The 19,279-nt window shown below is 44.7% G+C and carries 13 protein-coding genes; 10 read left to right on the forward strand and 3 right to left on the reverse strand.

Annotation, left to right across the window (positions count from 1 at the left end; translation table 11 throughout):
• Positions 1-236: 236 nt before the first annotated feature.
• A complete protein-coding gene (locus ABXT40_RS08100; protein WP_443645109.1) occupies positions 237-2,687 on the reverse strand; it encodes a flagellin in 2,451 nt (816 codons plus the stop codon).
• 349 nt (positions 2,688-3,036) lie between these two features.
• Here ABXT40_RS08100 and ABXT40_RS08105 point away from each other — a divergent pair, with 349 nt between their 5' ends.
• Complete coding sequence (locus ABXT40_RS08105; protein WP_443645110.1) at positions 3,037-5,670, forward strand: beta strand repeat-containing protein; 2,634 nt, start codon at positions 3,037-3,039, stop codon at positions 5,668-5,670.
• A gap of 13 nt (positions 5,671-5,683) precedes the next feature.
• On the opposite strand, the gene ABXT40_RS08110 is transcribed toward ABXT40_RS08105, so the two are convergent.
• On the reverse strand, positions 5,684-7,405 hold the full coding sequence (locus ABXT40_RS08110) for a chloride channel protein (RefSeq protein ID WP_443645111.1): 1,722 nt from the start codon (positions 7,403-7,405) through the stop codon (positions 5,684-5,686).
• A gap of 164 nt (positions 7,406-7,569) precedes the next feature.
• Here ABXT40_RS08110 and fliD point away from each other — a divergent pair, with 164 nt between their 5' ends.
• Positions 7,570-9,243, forward strand: coding sequence for a flagellar filament capping protein FliD (fliD, locus tag ABXT40_RS08115; RefSeq protein WP_443645112.1), 1,674 nt, complete (start codon positions 7,570-7,572; stop codon positions 9,241-9,243).
• A 41-nt stretch (positions 9,244-9,284) separates the two neighbouring features.
• On the opposite strand, the gene ABXT40_RS08120 is transcribed toward fliD, so the two are convergent.
• Positions 9,285-9,773 carry a hypothetical protein gene (locus ABXT40_RS08120; RefSeq protein WP_443645113.1) on the reverse strand — a complete coding sequence of 163 codons (489 nt, stop codon included), beginning with the start codon at positions 9,771-9,773 and terminating at the stop codon, positions 9,285-9,287.
• Positions 9,774-9,955: 182 nt separating this feature from the next.
• Between ABXT40_RS08120 and ABXT40_RS08125 the strand changes: the two genes are divergently transcribed.
• The 8 genes from ABXT40_RS08125 (at position 9,956) to ABXT40_RS08160 (ending at position 19,115) form a co-directional block, all read left to right on the forward strand.
• A complete protein-coding gene (locus ABXT40_RS08125) occupies positions 9,956-10,774 on the forward strand; it encodes a flagellin (RefSeq protein ID WP_443645114.1) in 819 nt (272 codons plus the stop codon).
• A gap of 195 nt (positions 10,775-10,969) precedes the next feature.
• Positions 10,970-11,788 (forward strand): flagellin N-terminal helical domain-containing protein, encoded by an 819-nt coding sequence (locus ABXT40_RS08130; RefSeq protein ID WP_443645115.1) that lies wholly within the window; start codon positions 10,970-10,972, stop codon positions 11,786-11,788.
• 145 nt (positions 11,789-11,933) lie between these two features.
• Positions 11,934-12,752 carry a flagellin N-terminal helical domain-containing protein gene (locus ABXT40_RS08135; RefSeq protein WP_443645116.1) on the forward strand — a complete coding sequence of 273 codons (819 nt, stop codon included), beginning with the start codon at positions 11,934-11,936 and terminating at the stop codon, positions 12,750-12,752.
• Between the two features lie 148 nt (positions 12,753-12,900).
• On the forward strand, positions 12,901-14,745 hold the full coding sequence (locus ABXT40_RS08140) for a motility associated factor glycosyltransferase family protein (protein WP_443645117.1): 1,845 nt from the start codon (positions 12,901-12,903) through the stop codon (positions 14,743-14,745).
• 1 nt (position 14,746) lies between these two features.
• Positions 14,747-16,390 carry a tetratricopeptide repeat protein gene (locus ABXT40_RS08145; RefSeq protein WP_443645118.1) on the forward strand — a complete coding sequence of 548 codons (1,644 nt, stop codon included), beginning with the start codon at positions 14,747-14,749 and terminating at the stop codon, positions 16,388-16,390.
• A gap of 106 nt (positions 16,391-16,496) precedes the next feature.
• Positions 16,497-17,342, forward strand: a complete 846-nt coding sequence (locus tag ABXT40_RS08150; RefSeq protein WP_443645119.1) for a hypothetical protein — start codon at positions 16,497-16,499, stop codon at positions 17,340-17,342.
• 145 nt (positions 17,343-17,487) lie between these two features.
• Complete coding sequence (locus tag ABXT40_RS08155; RefSeq protein ID WP_443645120.1) at positions 17,488-17,658, forward strand: hypothetical protein; 171 nt, start codon at positions 17,488-17,490, stop codon at positions 17,656-17,658.
• A 71-nt stretch (positions 17,659-17,729) separates the two neighbouring features.
• The gene (locus tag ABXT40_RS08160; RefSeq protein ID WP_443645121.1) at positions 17,730-19,115 is read left to right on the forward strand and encodes a hypothetical protein; all 1,386 of its coding nucleotides are present in this window, start codon (positions 17,730-17,732) and stop codon (positions 19,113-19,115) included.
• Positions 19,116-19,279: the final 164 nt, after the last annotated feature.

Below are 19,279 nucleotides of genomic sequence, written 5' to 3' on the forward strand. Positions count from 1 at the left end.
ATTACTCCATATACGGAATAACGACTTAACTACCATTTATATAGTTGATATTGAGATACTTTTTGCCTTATTTGACTGCTGTCTTGCCAGGCAAATATTTCATTTTTTCAGCCAAGTTTTGTCTCTATTTGTTTTCAAAAACCAAGGCATTTGATACGCATTCATTCTTAAAAAACATTCAATCATATGTTTAAATACGAACTATTGAATCTCATTTTAAATTTTGTTGATTCCTCTTATTTCAGCAACATCAACAAATTTGATTTGCTAAGTTGCGCCCCTGACAACACATACTTGCTAGCTTCGGATAAAATCATTGATTTAGTCAATTTTGCCATTTCTATTGAAAAATCAGTATCCATAATGCGGCCAATCGCGGCTTCAGTCATCACTGACTGGCTACTCAAGTTACTAATCGATGCACTCAATCTGTTTTGCAATGCGCCCATCAAAGCGAGCTGGTTTGAAATTGTTTCCAAAACACTATCTGTTAGTGAGATTGCTGCGGCTGCTCCAGCCTGCGTAGAGACATCAGCACTTGCGAGCGTTTCAGAACTTGAGCTTGAGCTTGAACCGCTGTAAGGAGATCCGCTACCTGAAGCGCCTTGGGCACCAGTATTTGTCGGTGTTGTGGTGGCGGTGACAATTGGCCAGGTTGATAAATCGATCGTTTGGTCAGTAAATTCTAAATATTCGACATTGGTAATTGTATCGGTGCCATCCGCCCCAGCACCACCATTATGCGCCACAGTGAAGGTGCCCCCGCTCTCAGTAATGGTGTAATTCGCATAAACGTCATTGTAGACAGCGACATCTTCGGTGCCGGCCCCACCATCAATTATATCATCATCCCCATTTCCTTCTATCAAATCATCACCAGCGCCGCCGGCGATATTGTTAGCGCTGCTGTTGCCGGTAATGGTGTCATTAGCACTTCCACCAATAGCATTTTCGATCACCGCGTTATGGGCAATACCCACATTATATTCACCGGTATAGAGGGCCGTGCGGGAATGGGCTGAATAGTATGAGTTTGCCGCCGATGCCTGGGCATCAAAAAAATCAATGACCGTTTGAATGGCTGCGGTGGTTGTCCCTAAGCTTGTAGCCCAATCTGTTTTCTGGTCAGCTTCACTATATATACCGATCGATGAAAATCCACCGGCAGTCAGGTCGATGACATTCTCTCTTGTTTGGTTGCTTGCATCGATAGTGTCGGTGCCGCCAGCATCAACAATGGTTTGGATCGTCTCCGGTGATACCGTAAAATTATAGGTATTATTACCTGTGTTATCATCATCAGCGCCATAAAATTGTTCCATTATTTCAACATCATACATCATTGGTGTTGAAGCATAAATGCGATAGCTCGGGGTGGTCTGGCCGCTACCATTAAATTTAAGCACCATGTTCTGATCAAGCTGTACATAACCCATGACCGAGTTACGCATCGAGTCCTGGGCCAAAGGCAAGCTATCATCACCATTGGATTGATCGTCACCCGCATCAAACGGGTGGCTGAGGCCAACTGCATGGCCAATTTCATGCAGGGCCGCAAAATAATTGAAACCACCAGAACCGACACCGTCAGTGCTGAAATCATTGCCGGTGATGTCGATGTCTTCTGTCTCAAACCAAATATCGCCATTAACCGCATAATCCCCTGGCGCATAGGCAAAAGCCGCCGCACCACTAGACTGATCGGTAAAGGCAACACGAAACTCACCAACTTCACCGGCGTCCTCTTCAACTTCGACAAATTCGAAATCGACGGTCGCATCCCAAGCGTCAAAAGCGGCACTTAGTGTTGTCTCATTAGTTGCCCCATGCGATACGACCGATGATGGGTTTCCTGGCGTTGGATTACTACCATTATAAGGACTAGCATAGGCCACGTCGCCATCATAAAATGAATAGGTCAATGTGGCATCGCCTGTTACATTCCACTGAGTACTCATCCGCAAGGGTTCAAGCCGTGAATTAGAAGTGTCCGTTGTCGTTTTTCCATCAATATCATTCACCGATCCAGAGCTATTGTCATTTGCATCCAACGCATAGGCCGGCTGTTCATTTCCAGACTGGGCTGCGCTGTTTTCCTGTTGAGCTAAAGCGATGCAATGCGGACATGTATTTTCGTTGTGGAGCGTTTCAAAAACCTTGGAAAAATTGACCTCGATGGCAGCAATCTGACCGATTGCGTCAGATCCGACTTCATCATTTGCATAGACGTTTATTATTTCATTTTGTGCATTTTCTCCTAAATTTGGATTAACGATAGCGGCAAGACTGAGATCGTTACTATGAAACAATGTCCCAACAAACCGGGAGAGCTGATCTTCACGGTCTGCTAATTCTTCAACTAATGCGGCATGTGCCTCAGTCTCTGACCGGTCAGTGGCCGCCAGCTGATCAACAACGTCTTGAACATTTTGTATATGAGTGTTTAGTGAACTAAGATGCTGTTGTTTCACGGTAACTACCGAATAAGCAAGGGCCTGATCATGCAACTTGTCTTTCAACAGCAAGGTGCCGTATTCAGCACCCGATAAGTCGAGCGAAGAAACGGCTTGAGACAAAATTTCGGATGTAGCATTTGGTGACACGGATTGCGTATTTTCCACACCAGTCTGAAGATTTATTTGCGTGCGCAAGGCGCCCGCAAATTGTGTTACGCTTGAAATTGACAAAATTCTTATCCGTTACTTTAGCTCAAAAACTATAACGGCACAGAAATTGCCTTATTTACATTTTGGCACGTACTTTGCTTTGCCATATTTTTTTGGTTTTTCGGGATCTTACAAAACCCAAACGCACAGCTTTGCTCCTCTACATAAAACGCAATCAGTTTTGCATGGCCCGACCATCAGCAGGCTTAAAAAGCTACAAACCGCGTCGACGAAGCCTCTCCTAAGTATATGATTAATTTATATTTACGCGAGATACCTCTTCCGCCCACATACCTCTGCCTAAAAAATTAATAAAATAACTAAATAAAACTAAAAGTCTGTCGTTAAAGACATTAACGCGAGGACTAATATGAAGAGCTTGTTTTCACACAACTTGCTAAACAACACTGATCGTGATGTGCGTGGTGATTATCGTGCGTTTTCGCGCGCAACAGCGCATGCCGCCGCGCTGGACAGCAATAGGAACGACAGTTTGTCAGCGGATGTTAGCCCCCAACGGGAAAATTTTTCTGTTGTTGCCAAAGAAATGGCTAAGGCTCAAAGCCTTGACGCCTCTTTTCGTAATATCAGCAACTATTTATCGCTGATTGAGGGCGCACGTGAGACGATACAGGGGGTTGCAGCAAAACTGACGGAATTGGATACCACAGTCAGTGAAGCTGCCGGATTGATTGATAGCGATGATTACAATACGGTCCCGGTGGGTGCCATAGCTGGTGCCAATATCACTGGTCTGGCCAGCGGCTCTGGCAAATTCAGTGCTGTTTCACCGCTAGCCACGAGCGGCAACGGGGCTGGGTCTACATTTACAATTCGCACCAAGGGCACCAGTGATTATGAAATCGTAAACATCGATGCCGATGGCTCGGGCTATGCGGTTGATGACACAATCACTATTGCCGGGGCGGCGCTTGGCGGCACTTCCAGCCTTAATGATGCCACTATCAAAGTAACCGATATAAGCACATTGAATGAAACTTCAACCGATCTTGAATTTGCCAGCGATGATATTGACCGGGCGATCCTTCAGCTGCGGGCAAACACAGTGGTCAATGAAATATCATCTATCATCAATGAGTCAGAATTTTGGGATGAGGAAATTTTTGGCGGATTGCGGGCAATTGGCTATGCGCAGGTCGGGCACACGGCCGCTGAACAGACACTGATTGATATTCAAGAGCTCAGCACAAGCACGATTGGCAGCTACCTGAACGCTTATTTTGTCAATGGCAATTTTAATGCATCATCGGATGTTGAGGGCAGTTATGTTGAGGAGACAGCGCCTGAGGCCGTTGGCACGCTCGCCTCTCTTTATGGTTGGAATATCAGGTTGGAACAAATCGCGCTGGGCCCCTCACCGGCTGGATCCGACGCTGCAAACGGATTAATCCCCACAACGATTAATGGTTTCCAAACGCCAGTTGACCCAACACCAACACCACAAAATGTTGATAGCCCAGCGCAAGTGTCACGCGGTGACGATTATGTGCCGAATGGAGGCAACTTTTCTTACAGTATCGCCGGAGACGGCTTACAACTTATCTCAGATAATCTGCAGGTGAATGGCGGTGATGTCATTCATGGCCCCTATTTAATATCGCAAAACCCGGTGGCGCTAAATAGCGGTGATACAATATCGTTCAGTTGGAAAGGCGAAGTTACCGATAATGCTTATGATGCCTATGCCTATTTACTGGATGCCAATAGCGGCAGCGCAACTGAATTGCTCGACAGCTATGGGAACAGCACAACAAGCTGGTCAACAGTCACCCACACAGTGGCAACGGATGCATCCTATTATTTTGTCTTTGTGTCTGGCAGTTTCGATTATGATTTTACCGGCAGTGTTACAGCCTCATCGCCATCGGGCAACTCGCCGGTGTCTGGTGCAATTGCCGCATCGGCCACAGGCATAGCTGCATCCGGGGTAAGCACAGCAACTATCAGCGGCACAGCAAGTGGCGCCTCAACATTTACAAATATTTCGCAAACCAGCACGAGCGGTGATGGCACAGGCGCGACCTTCACCATATCGACCAACGGTTCAGGTACATATAGTCTGGGCGGCATCAATAATACAGGTAGCGGCTATCAGACTGGTGATACAATCACCATTTCAGGAGCAAACCTCGGTGGCTCAGATGTAGTAAACGACCTAACGCTAAATATCACAGCACTCGACCCAAAAAGCTACATAGTCAGTCAGTCATCAACTACGGGATCAGGAAGCGGTGCAATATTCAATATTTCTTCAAATAGTTCTGGCAATTACGCGGTGACAGACATTACAACTTTTGGTGAAAACTATGCGCTGAATGACATCGTAACTATTGCCGGGTCGAATGTTGGTGGCACAGATACACAGAATGATGCTACATTAACCCTTACAAAAGTGGGCGCTGCCGCATTCAATAACGTCACCCAAGCCAGCACATCGGGTAATGGCACTGGAGCTATTTTCACGATTTCCATTGATGGCAATGGAAATTACGGTGTGAGCTCGATTACTAATGGGGGATCTGGATATGAGCCAGATGACACCATAACCGTTTCAGGCGCAAGTTTAGGCGGAACCAGCCCAGCGCATGATCTGATTATTACGATAGACAATATTGAAACAACGTCGGGTGCTATCTTACATATCGATAACATTTCGGTGACCCGTGCTGATGACCCGCCAACCATCATTGAAGGCATCAATATATCGACCGAAGATACCGCAACAGAAGCTGCAGCTGTCATAGCTGATGCGATCAAACAAATTAAATTTCGAGATGCATATTTGGCTAGTAAGGAAACCGCCCTGCAGAGCTCTCTTAATGCCATTTCGGCACAAACAGCAAGTTCAGAACTGTTGATTACAGATCAGTCTGTGAAGAATACTGTCCGCCAGCTTAAGAAGGTTGATGTCATGAATGTACTATTGAGTGACGTTCAAAAGGCGGCATATCTGATCAATAGCGGGCTTTTGAAATTGATTTGATATGGTATTTTCTTTAACCATGTTCTAGGGCATGCACGCGTGATTGGGTTGCAAGATAGGCACTAAAGATGTCCGCCTCTGATACAACGCCAACCATGCGCCCGTTTTCCTGCTGAATGACTGGAATGGTCTCGCCGACAAAATTACTTGCCACTTCCATCGCCTGCAAAATCGAGGCGCCATGATCTAAAACCACAGGATCAACAATCAGATACGGCACCAATCCAGACTGGCGCGGCGCAGACAACAATTCATGCAGCGCATATTTGCCAATGAATTGGTAGTTAGCATCAATACAATACCCCTCACTCATTTTGGCTTTAACAAGCCTGTCTATAGCATCCTTGGTTTTTGTATCTGGTGGGAGGGCAACGAAATCATCACTGACAACGTGGCTGATAGATTGAGATTGAAGTTCAAAATCACCCCGCCCCCGCGACATATCGATCCCACGCCTGAGTAATTGTTCATCAAAAAATGAGTGCCCAAAAACAAGGCTGGTAAAAAATGTAGCGATTACCGCCGCCAACATGGCGGCAACCGCAAATTCATAAGATTGAGTGAGTTCAAACACCACCAAAACGACTGAAATTGGCGCCCCAACAACCGCCGCCGTTACCGCCGCAAAGCCAGCAATTGGCAATAAATGTGGCACCGTTACAAACCCAAGAGTTCCCATAAGTTTACCAATGAACCCACCAGCCGCTGCGCCAATCATGGCTGCCGGGGAGAAAACCCCGCCAAACAACCCAAAGCCGATACATAATGATGTTGCCAGTAGTTTGAGAACAAACAACAAAAATAAAAATCCAAGGACATACCCACCGTTAAAAATGATATTAATTTCGGTAACGCCACTTCCCAGAATTTCAGGCACAAAGATCGCCACAAAACCGCATATGACCGCTGCAATCAGCGCTAACGCCAAGGGAGGGAAACCAGTTTTAGCGGCGATTGCGGCTGATTTGAAAAGCGCAAGCATGAACAGCATCGCAATGATCCCGAATAATAGCCCACTTGCCAATAAAACCGGGACCATCGGCAACAAATCAGTCGCCGCGGCATCCAGAACAAAAATTGGTTCCCCACCAAAAATAGCCGTTCCAAACCAGACTGATGTGATGCTTGATATGGCAATGGGGGTCAGAGCTCTGAAAGAAAAATGTCGCAACACCGCCTCATGCGCGAACACAATACCAGCGATCGGTGCGTGAAACCCTGCGGCAATTGCCGCGGCAACGCCGCATCCAATGAAGACGTCAGTACCAATTGTTTTGTTACCAAAGGCTTGCCGGATATAAGTGCCAATCGTCGCCCCAAAATGCACCAGCGGGCCGTATTGACCAACAGACGCGCCTCCGCCCATGGCAATAAATGCGCCAATGTTTGACCCAATACCTGCCTTAACGTCAATTGCATTGTCGAGACGGTGTGCCCCAAAAATACTGTCAGCTGGCCCGTGCCAACGCACAATGCCAAACCAATGCCGGACGCCCCACAACAAAAAAGCTGCCCCGATCAGCCACAACATTGGCACCAATGACCCACCATCAAACTGTGATATGGAAAACCTTTCGCTCATTGACTGGCGATGATCGGTCAGAAAACGCAGACCAGCCACAAACAGGCTTGCCACAAGGGACACCGACAAACCGATGCCGGTGCCGGTGACTAGCGTGACAAGTACAAACCGCGATGCCTGACCAAAACTATAATGCTTTATTCCATGCTTCATATTATTTGCAGCCACAACCTTTGCTATTATAATTGCGATCAACCACAACCATTTTGGCGGCATGGCCTAAAGCGAGCAGCAGATAAGTCGTTTAATAAACCATATAGGCATAAAAATTGCAGTTTGTCACTTAGGCAGAACCAATAAGGATAAACACACAGGCCATGTCTACTACAGATTACCTCGGCGCCCTTGGTGCGGGCAGCGGACTTAATGTCCCACAGATTGTCGACGCTCTCGTCGATGCTGAACGTGTGCCAAAACAAAAACAGATTGATGACGCCAAAGAAACAGCAACGGTAAAAATTTCTGCGCTTGGGACTTTGAAAAACGAATTAAGTGTGTTTCAAACTAATACAGCCGCGCTGGATGGCCAAATTGGGCTCAGCCTATCATCTAGCACCAGCAATGTGACGTTGAGCCGGACAGACAGTAGCCTTGCCAGCGAATTTGCACATACGATCAATGTAACTTCGATCGCCACCGCACAAGTGTTGAATTTTAACAACGGTGGCAGTGGATTTGCATCAACAACTGCTGATATTGGCATAGATGAACTCAGCCTACGCTTTGGAAACTGGAACGGCTCAACTTTCACAGCCAATACAGACTACTCAAGCGCCACAACCCTTAATTTCACTGCAGGCTCGACAACCCTCACAGATGTGAGAGATAAAATAAATAATGCAGGGATAGGCGTCACCGCGAGCATCATAGAGGTGTCAGACAGCAACTATTCATTAATGGTGAAATCGGTAGAAGGCGCGAACCATGGGCTCCGCTTGAAATCACATCTGAGCGGTTCTGAAAATGATGTACTAAAATACAATCCTGGAAACACTTTGACATTTGCTGATAGCGCAACACAAGTTGTGGCGGCTACCGATGCCAAATTTACAATCGACGGCATCGAAATAGAGAGAACCAGCAACACGATAACTGATTTATTTTCTGGAGTGACGTTAAAGCTCAGTGATGTGACCTCTAGTGATCTTGGCACAGATCAATCAATCAGCTCAAATTACTCAGAAACCGATGCTCTAGCCACACTTGAGACAGTCATTAGCGAGGTTAACTACCTGCTGTCATTTTTAAAAGAGCAGAGCAAGCCAGGTACAAATGGTGAAGATGGTGGACCGTTACATGGTGATCACTTCATTCGCCACACCGAAAACAAGATCAAGAATCTAACATCTACCGCCATTGCAGGCTATGATGACGCTGAGATATATTTGTCCAGTTTTGGTGTTGTCACTGAACTTGATGGCACCTTATCGATCGATGAAACCAGGTTCCGAGAATATTTTAGCTCAAATCCAGAACATTTTGCCGCGGTAACAACATCTATGATACGCACTGGCGATGCTGGGGTCACCGGTAGTGCCACAACGGATTTATTCACTCCAGGCATTTATGAATTTGAACTTGACGGAATTGGCCCAAGGCTGACTTCTAACGGGGTTACAGCAAACATGTCTGCTGGCACTGACCGTTATGGATATGCAGGCGACACCATTGGCGCCACTGGGTTACTGCTAGATACCAACAAAACATCAGTTAACACCAACGTTTACATGGGCCGCAGCATCATGCAAACCCTCTCAAAATATATTGATGATGTGCTCATGCTGAATGGCGATATCGACGAAAAAATTAATAATATAGAAGATGATGTCGACAGCCTTGTCGAAGAACAAGAAGCCCTAGATCAGCAAATTGCTAATCAACGTGCTATTTATGTACAAAAATTCACTGCTATGCAAACAGCGGTGTCAAGTTTCAATAAGACTGGTGAGTTTCTCGATAATTTGATTAAATCGTGGAATTCAAATAATTAAATCTTAACCCAAGTCCCTCGCTAAACCTTGCAGGTGAGCACTCAGAGAAAATCAAGCGGACTAAGGTTTTGGTTTGTGAGCTTTTGCAAAACCTCACTATCTCCCGCATCTGCCAATTTCCAGCCGACAGGCGCAAACTCAACAACCTGGTTGCGGAGCGCATAAACATAGGCTTTAAATGCCTTAACCGCAGCATCAGCGCTATGTTCGCGGCCTTTTACAGGCTCGTCGGCAGACCCAAACAACCCTTTTAGCTTGCGCGGCTTGTTTGGTTGTTCAAAGCTAACTCTGTTATAACAAAAGCCCATTACCATCGGCGCTGCGGCTTCTCCGGCGTTAAGCTCGTCCAAAAATCGCAACATCGAGCTAATCACGTCCGCAATCTCTTCGGCAGTGATGGGCTGATAAAATTCAGACAAAGTTGCCGCATAACCGCGCGCAACCGTGTTCAGATCTAACTGCCGGCTCAGATAGTCTTCGGCGGCAGCAGCGCACGCCGTTTCAAATATCCATTTTGGACAAAAAGACATTATTTCTGCTGACTCACTTTTGAGTTTATTGACCTAATGATTAAAGCATGTGACTGAAAATATTCAAGCTATTTCCAATTTTTAATAGTTGTAAAAAAAACTAAATAATTTTTCCTGATGTCGTTCTGAAGACTGACCAGAAGTGGTTACGGCTATCCAACCAGACATGCAGGAGCAGGTAGATGAACTCTATCGCGACAAACGTAGCAGCAGTCCGTGTAGATTACCACGGCAAGAAAAACAATAAAGTTGAGACTGAGGCTTTCACGCGCCTATCCAGCGGTAGGCGCATCACCAACGCATCAGATGATGCAGCTGGTCTATTTATTGCTGGGCGCATGAAAGCTCAGATTACAGGCTTAGAACGAGCTATTCATAATTCATCTGATGGCGTTAGCTTGGTTAACACCACTGAAGCCAACCTTAACGAAATTCGTAACATGGCACTGCGGATGCGCGAAATTGCGGTGCAGATGGCAAACGGTATCTATGTCGACAACCCAGACCGGGGTTTTGCACAAATTGAAATCGATCAGCTTCTGCAGCAGATCGATCTGATTGCTAAGAATGCCAATTTCAACGGTGTTGCACTTCTTGATGGGACCATGCAAAACGTAGGTATCCAAACTGGGCCAACCGCGAATGAGCGCCCTAGCATCTTTTTTAAAGACAACACTGCATCCGGCCTTGGCATTGAAACTGTTGACGTCAGCACCCAGGCCAATGCAAAAACTGCGATGGTGACGCTTGAAACAGCGCTAACTTCCATATCAGACGAATTATCCCGGGCTGGCGCATACGAAAACCGGTTCAATCATACAATTTCAGTGCTGGAACAAACCACGAAAGCGACGAAGATTGCCCGCGGCCGCATTATGGATGCCGATATAGCAGAAGAGTCAACGAAGTTATCCAAAGCACAAGTGTTGTCACAAGCCAACACTGCAATGCTGGCTCAGGCCAATCAGTCCATGAGCACATTACTATCGTTATTTAACTAACTAAAAATCTAAATTTTCCAAACTAAAAAGCGCATTCAGACGCAGGTTAGAGATGGGAAAATTGCGCCTAGAGAAAATTCTAAGATATTGTTTTTTATCATTTTTTTTTTATTTTTTTACTAAATATTTTTGACCTGTGTCGTTAAAAATAAAGTCCGAGAGGACCGGCTATTCACTAAGTAAGGAGACTTAAAAATGACTGCCATTAATACAAATGTTGGGGCTTTGAATGCCCGCCTTTACACACTTAACGCCAACCGCTCTCAAGAGACAGCTATGGAACGCTTGTCATCAGGCAGCCGAGTTAACAGTGCAGCGGATGATGCCGCTGGCTTGGCCGTTGCTGGTAAGATGGAGTCGCAACTTCGCGGCATCAATATGGCAATCCGTAACAACCAGGATGGCGTCGGCCTCATTCAAACTGCAGAGTCAGGTCTGAACGAAATCCGTAACATGACCTTGCGTATTCGTGAACTGGCTGTGCAGATGGCCAACGGTATCTATGAGAACACACCAGATCGCGCGAACGCACAGTTGGAGGTAGCAGCTCTCCTCGAGCAGGTCGACCTGATTGCAGATAACACCAAGTTTAACGACGTAGCACTACTTGACGGTACTTTTTCAGCTGTTTCAATCCAAGCTGGTAATACAACTGCTGAGACGATTTCCTTAACTTTTGCAGATTTGGGACAATCTGGCCTTTCGATCAATGGTGCTTCAATTGCAACGCAAGGAAGCGCAACAACTGTGATTGGGACCATGGATGCTGCATTGCAAACCATTTCTCAGGAGCAAGCTACAATGGGTTCATTGCAAAACCGCCTGAATTACTCAATCTCTAATTTGAGCAGAGCCAGCGTAATGACAGAGCAGGCTTTGGGCCGCATCATGGATGCTGACTTTGCTGCAGAGTCAACCGCCTTATCGAAATCTCAGATTTTGAACCAGGCAGCGACATCAATGCTTGCTCAAGCAAACCAGTCAAAGCAAATGTTACTGCAGCTTATCCAGTAATAGCCGAAAAGCCGGGGCAGGACTACTTGCCCCGGCTGCCCCCAAAGCAAAAATGATGCCAAAATTATTATTTTTTCAATTTTTTATTAAAAAAAGTTTTTCTCGGTCGTTCTTCTAGTTGGAATGATTTGGGAAAGGTAAGCTTATGACTTCAATTAACACAAATGTAGGCGCCCTGAATGCTCGCGCCAGCGCTGTAAGGGCAACAGGCAAAATGGAAACCTCGATGGAGCGGCTTTCGTCGGGGCTACGTATTAACAGTGCAGCCGATGATGCGGCTGGTCTAGCTGTGGCCGGTAAAATGGAATCGCAGCTTCGCGGTATTAACATGGCCATTCGGAATTCACAGGACGGTGTTGGACTTATCCAAACTGGAGAAGCAGGCCTGAATGAAATCCGTAATATGGTTCTCCGTATCCGTGAATTGGCTGTGCAGATGGCGAACGGTATTTACGAGAACACTCCAGACCGAAACAACGCTCAACTGGAGGTTGCTGCTCTACTTGAGCAGGTTGATCTGATTTCGTCGAATACCAAATTTAATGACGTTGCTCTACTCGACGGTACTTTTTCTGCTGTCACCATTCAGGCGGGTAACACAACAGCTGAGACGATTTCCATCAGTTTCTCTGACGTCGGTCAATCTGGCCTTTCAATTAATGGTGCGTCAATCGCAACTCAAGGAAGTGCAACAACAGTGATTGGAACCATGGACGCTGCCCTACAGACGATTGCCAGCGAGCAAGCGACTATGGGTTCATTGATCAACAGACTTAACTTCTCAGTCTCAAACCTGAGTAAAGCTTCCGTCATGACTGAACAGGCCATCGGCCGTGTTATGGATGCTGACTTTGCTGCAGAGACAACACAATTGTCAAAGCAGCAAATCTTAAACCAGGCAGCAACCTCAATGCTGGCTCAAGCAAATCAGTCGAAGCAATCTATCCTTGCCCTACTCCAATAGGAGTTAGAGCTGGGTGGGTAGCCGCGAGGGGGAAAGGGGACTTTCCCCCTCATTTTTTGATCTAGAACCAAACATATTTAGAGTTCACCACCGCTATCGGATGGCATAAAATTTGCAATTATTAGGTGCGTAGTCGAGGGGCATCATAATGCAAGCCATTTCAGATAATAAGCGTCAACAAATTATTGATGATCTCTATCAAATTGATCTCGATCTTAAAGACATCAATATCGACAATAGAGAGGGCAATGTTCGACACCTGATGGATTGTCGCCGGCAACTCTTGGCGGATCTCGGGACATTTCCGCTAAATAGTGAAGCCTCCACGAATTACCCTAGCCGATTTAAATATACACCCACGACACTCATAACTGAGCAAGTAAAAACATGGCGCTCGCGAGTGATGCGGTCAAAACCTGATCAGCAATCATTTGACAACCCTGACTTCTGCGACCAAATCTTGGACAGTGTGCTACCGGAAATATGGAGCTTCCATTCTGATGTAATGGTGATTTACGCACCACCGTCAGGAACAATGATTTCAAAGGCTATAGAACGTAGCCAACGCCATATAGTTATCTTTGACCAACATAAGTGCATTGATGAGGACGCCTTTGGTCACCACCTAGCAGCCAACATCGTTGTTTGCAACACTATCACAAATTTGGAAATTGCCTTTGCAAAGCTTCAAACACCTGCCAAACAAATCATCACTGTACCCTGCTCACTTGACCAAAAATTTATTAAAGAAACAAAAAGCCAATTAGCTGAGGCAATTCAAAAAGGCAAAAAAAACCGTATCGCCAATACAAATACGGCCAATAGATTCGGTGCCTCTTGGTCAAAAAATCTCTTACAAAATTTACCTATTATAGCCAACGCACCGAACCTACACCAACTATCGGTCAAAGGTGTAAAGGACGCTGTTATCGTAGCGTCAGGGCCTTCGTTAGATAAAAACATTCGAACGCTTGCAATGATCCAAGATCAAGTCTTTATAGTTGCAGCTCTGCGCTCTCTTCAAACACTACATGACGCGAACATCAAACCAGATTTAGTTATCCAGCTGGATGCAGAAGATGACCATGTTGCCAGAGAGTTCTCAACTAAACTAAACATTGAGATTGAAAATTTCTTGGTTGAACTCACCACCAACCCATGGTTTTTAAAATCAAACGCAAAGAAAATTATTTGGTCGTATCCATCAATCTTCGACGATATTAGTGGATGTTTTGGCGTCCCACCCACGCCTTTTGACGCGCCAAGTGTTGCTATATACGGCCTGACACTTTGCTATCTTCTTGGTTTTGAGTCGTTGTGTTTTGTTGGGCAAGATTTAGCCTCTTCTCATACCTCGCAATATGCAGAAGGCGCAACAGCACTGTTGCCTGCGCACAACGATATTTCGACTTTCAATATCGAAGTTGACGGCTTCTACGGTGACAAAGTAATGACCAGAAGCGCCTACCATGGGCAGCTTTTGCGATGCGAGCACATCGCCTCCGAGCTAAGTTTAAATGCACCTCATTTGAGGCTTTTTAATGCAACCGAGGGCGGCGCATATATAAAAGGGTTTGAGCATGTAAGCCTGTCCGAATTCGTATCTACCCGAAACCTAATCAACACTGATTATGTCAAACAAATTATTTGGAAAAAAAACACACCTATCAGACCGACGCATGTCACTAATTACCTGTCTCAAGTCAGTGAAACAATGGACCGAATTACCACCATTGCAAACACAATCATCAAGTTGGATACAGCGACAGAAAAAAAAGAAAACCAAGATACAGAAATCGATGAAATGTTACAGAAATTTCGATGCTTGAATAGCACGACACCTCTGTTACAGATCGCAATGCAGGAAGAAATTTCATCTGTTATCGGCACGGCAAACCATATGAGAGACCATTCAAACTTATCAGAATTTTTTAAAAACATCCTGCGGCATGCTACGGTCTTAAAATCGATTGCCATCGAGCACGGCGCATGACATGACACCTTTTGGACAAAGTAAACCAGAAACAACAGGTTGTAATGATCGCAAAAACGCGCTGAATACTATGGTCTCCAGCAGCTCTTTCTGTACGGCTAGTAAAACAAAAATAGAACAAGCCGATGCACTGAACAGTCAAGATAAGCTAGAAAAAGCTTATGAAATATACAAAGATTTACTAGGCCTAGACACCAGGCATGCTGATGCTTTATGCGGCATAGGGGTAATCCTGGAAAAGCAGCAAAAATTTGATCTTGCAGTTCAATTTTTAACCAGAGCAATCGAATCTAATCCATTCAAAATTCAAGCCCTCTTGACGCGCGGTCGCATTCTTCGCCTACAAGGCAAGACTAATAATGCCATTTTAGATTTCGCAGAAGTCCTTGCAAAGCATCCAGATAATTTTGAGGCATTGGTCGCTCGGGGTATTGCATTCGGCCAAACGAGCCACTTCGACAAGGCCATTGATGACTTTAATTCAGCAATCAGGGTTAATTCTAACCGCGCTGAGGCGTTTTACAACCGCGGTGTGGCTTATGAAAAACTCTATGAATTTGGTGCTGCAATTGAAGACTATTCAATCGCAATAAAGCTCAACCCCCATGACTACAAAGCCTTTAACAACAGAGGTGTAGCTTGGCGCGAAACAAAATGTTTTGATGCCGCGATTAAGGACTTTGACAAAAGCGTAGAAATTAATCCAGATTTTGCCGAGGGCTTTTACAACAAATCGCTGACCTTACTGTCTGTTGGCGCCCTTGACGAGGGTTTCAAGCTTTTTGAATACCGTTGGAAGACCGCGCATTTTCAGTCGCAGATTAGGCATTTTTTTCAGCCATTATGGCTAGGCGATGAGGACCTTAGAGGCAAAACAATCCTAATTCACAGCGAACAGGGTCTCGGCGACAGCATCCAATTCTGCCGATACATCAAATTTTTTGAAAAAATGAAATGTCGGGTGCTGCTGGAAATTGAAAAGCCTCTCATGTCATTGATGCAATCGCTATTGCCCAGAGAATACATTTTCGAAAAGGGAAGCGGTCTGCCAAAATTTGACTTCCATTGCCCACTGATGAGTTTGCCACATGCGTTCAGGACTAGGCTGAATGATGTTCCGTTCAGTAGCCCTTACCTTTCCCCCCAAGGCAAACAAGTTGAGCGATGGCAGCAGCGGCTAAAAGGGGCAAGAAAGCCGTCTATCGGCCTTGCCTGGCGTGGAAACCCTAATCATGTAAATGACCACAGACGGAGCGCTAAACTTGATGAATTGGTAGGGTTTCTGTCTACAGATTGTGAATGGGTTAGCCTAGAAAAATTTCCAACACCACAAGAGGTAAGGCTAATAGAAAAAACAAAACACGTAAAACAATTTGCAACAAAAATGGGGGATTTTGCCGAAACGGCTGCCCTCTGCTCTGCTCTCGATGGTGTAATCGCTGTTGATACAAGCGCAGCTCATCTAGCGGCTTCAGTTGGAATAAACACCCATCTATTTATAAGAGATTGTGCAGACTGGCGCTGGTTTCAAAACCGGCCAGACACACCGTGGTATAGCTCAATGACGCTACATAGAAAACCAGACAGTATCCATTGGGGTAGGCTGGTTGAGATAGCTGTCAAAGACATAATTCAAAAAAAATAAATCTCTACTTTCATATGGCTTTTACGTCAGAAGGGAACAAAAATTGCTAGTGCGTAATATCAGCATATTAAAGCCTTAAGTTTAAACACTAAGTGGAAAATCAGTCGTGAGAATAAACCTAGTAAATCTTGGACTTGATGAATTTTTCGATCGCAAGAGTGACATCATTTATGTTTTGTTCAGTGCCCTAACAGACATGGGGCATAGCACCTCAATCAGCCACAATCATGTTGAGGGCTCTACACTTAACATAATCATCGGTTCAGACATAATTTGTGGAGAACCTAATGCACTAAATTCACTGCTTGATAGTGGTGCGGATTTTGCAATATTTGAGGTTGAAAATTTTAATGGACGTACAATTAATTATAGAAAAAAATTTGATTTAAGCGGTTACACTGCATTACTTGAAAAATCAAAATTCTGTTTTACTCCATACCTCTATAATATGTCGCAGCTTAGCAGCATTATGGGCAGTGAAAAGGTTGCTTACACCAAATGGGGCTTTCACGACTCAATGATTTGTAACAGAGTAGATCGCAACGGCAATTATTTCTATGAGACATTTTTTTACGGGTTAATAAAAGCAACCCGGGTCGCAAAAATTGACGCCTTAAAAAATAAATTTGGAAAGCAATTTGCGGTTATCGACCAAACCCACCCGTTTACTATCAGAGACTACTACATCTCTAAATCAAAGGTAGGACTGTCACTATCGTATGGTGACATCGACAATTTTGTAAATCCATTCAGACTTTATCACATGGCAGCAAATGGCATGCCTGTGCTCTCAGACCATTCAGAAGATGCTGATGGCTACCTTCATTTGTGTAACAACTTTGAATTTGACGCAATGATTGAAGAGATCGAGGTGTTTCAGCCAGATGAAAAGATTTTGAGTGACATTTGCCGGTCGGAAAAACTAATTGAAAACCTGCGGGCATGCTTCTGAAGCGTGCGCTTGAATCGAAACGCCCAACATCATTATCGGACGCAGCGAAAATATTAAAACGCACAAAGGTGTATCTTATTAACACCGCTAGTTCTCAAGGAATTGGCATTCAACTGAACATTTTAGCATTGATAGGATATAACAAATGCGAACGAAATCAGAAAAAATTGCGGTTTTTTACGCCCATTTTTCCAAGTCCAAAAGCGCCCAGAAAAACTATGAATATTTCATCAAAAATGGTTTAGATGGGGCGGCGATATCTACATTGGAGCATGCACTGACGAAATTGAAAAATGCAGACATTGTAAAAACTTAACAGTCTTACCTGATAACAATTCATCTTCGCGGATTGAGGCGTTCAATTATTTACTTGGCAACTTAGTCTGCTTGGACGCTTATGATTATTTTATTTTCGTTTCTTCAGAAATGCGTGGGCCTTTCGTTGATCGCGAATGTGGCAAGAAATGGACTGAAGATTTTTGCACGCCACTGGCTGGGGATACGCACTTATCAGGACCAATTGTCAGGTTGCTACCTCACTCACATCCGCTGACCCTCATGTTTGACTCCAGTAAAAATGAGAATAAGCCACTACCGTATGTGCCATTAGATGCTTTTGCAGTGACACGGCAGGGTTTGCAACTGTTTATTGAGAACAAAATTTTAAAACCAAATGACACCATGGGTCCAGGTTTCGAAATCCTTAATCATGATATCAAAGCCTCAGCACAAATTCTTCATAAGGGTTGGAACATCTCATGCATTCTCGATGGCTACAATAAATTAGATTATCGTAATTTAGAGCTTGACCCGAACACCACCTCGCACCACGGTGACCCATCTTACTTGAATGCATACTTTGGGAAAACAGCTAGTCCATATGAGCTAATGTTCTCTTCTCGGTTGATTGATCAACCTCAGAAAACCGAACCGTCCGCCCCTTGCGACAAACTAACTCTTTTTCACATTTACTACGATCAAAAAACAAAAGAGAGCATGCCTGATGGCTTCAAACCACTGGACAACTGCAATGGCCCACCGATGTTTCGAGAGGGGTTTCCTATATTGAAAACCCTTAACGAAAGTGTCTTTCAAAATGACGATTATTTGGGTTTTTTCTCACCCAAATTTCATTCAAAAACTAGTCTGAGTGCATCCGACATAACCCGAATGATTAATGAGGATGATCGTCAATCAGACGCCTATCTTTTCACTGGTCATTGGAACATTGCTGCAATGTATACAAACGTTTGGGTGCAGGGAAATAAATGTCATGATGGCATGTTAGATATCTGCCAGGAGTTGGCGAACGCTGCAGGATACAATGTAAACTTGCAATCGTCCATAACGACGCTAGATCATGCGGTATTCAGTCATTTCTTTGTTGCGAATGCGAGATTCTGGGATGAGTGGAAACGGGTTGTTACAATTTATTTTGATATGATTTGCAAGAATCCAAATCTTGGATCGAAGCACGTAAATTACCGAAACACCAGTATGTCGATACACCCTTTCGTGATCGAACGCGTGCCAACCATGATACTTCTATGCGGAAAGTTCAAAACACATTGTGACAAAAGCAATCTTGATAAACAAATTCCCCTCGATTGCAATTTAGGCAATGATTTGGCCCAGATTGACGAGTACAAAAGACTCTACTCGACCACATCAAACCCTGTTTGGCTGCGGTGCTATAAATATTTTTTAGACCACTATTTTGTAAAATTTGAAGAGTTTAAATCCCAAAACCCAACACAAATAGCCCTGAGCTAAAACCTGATGTTCCGGTCATTTCTTGCGGAAGATCATTCGAGAACTGAACAAGAGAGGCAGTTAACTTGACATTTGATTGTGCTGTTATGCTTAGCCTATCACGCAGCCATTAACAACGACAGTTGACTAGAAAAATCATTGCACTTGAGTGGCGTAGCTGTTCG

Origin of the sequence: Candidatus Ponderosibacter sp. Uisw_141_02, from assembly GCF_048087665.1 — a bacterium.
In the GTDB taxonomy this organism is placed as follows: Bacteria; Pseudomonadota; Alphaproteobacteria; order Puniceispirillales; family Puniceispirillaceae; genus UBA3439.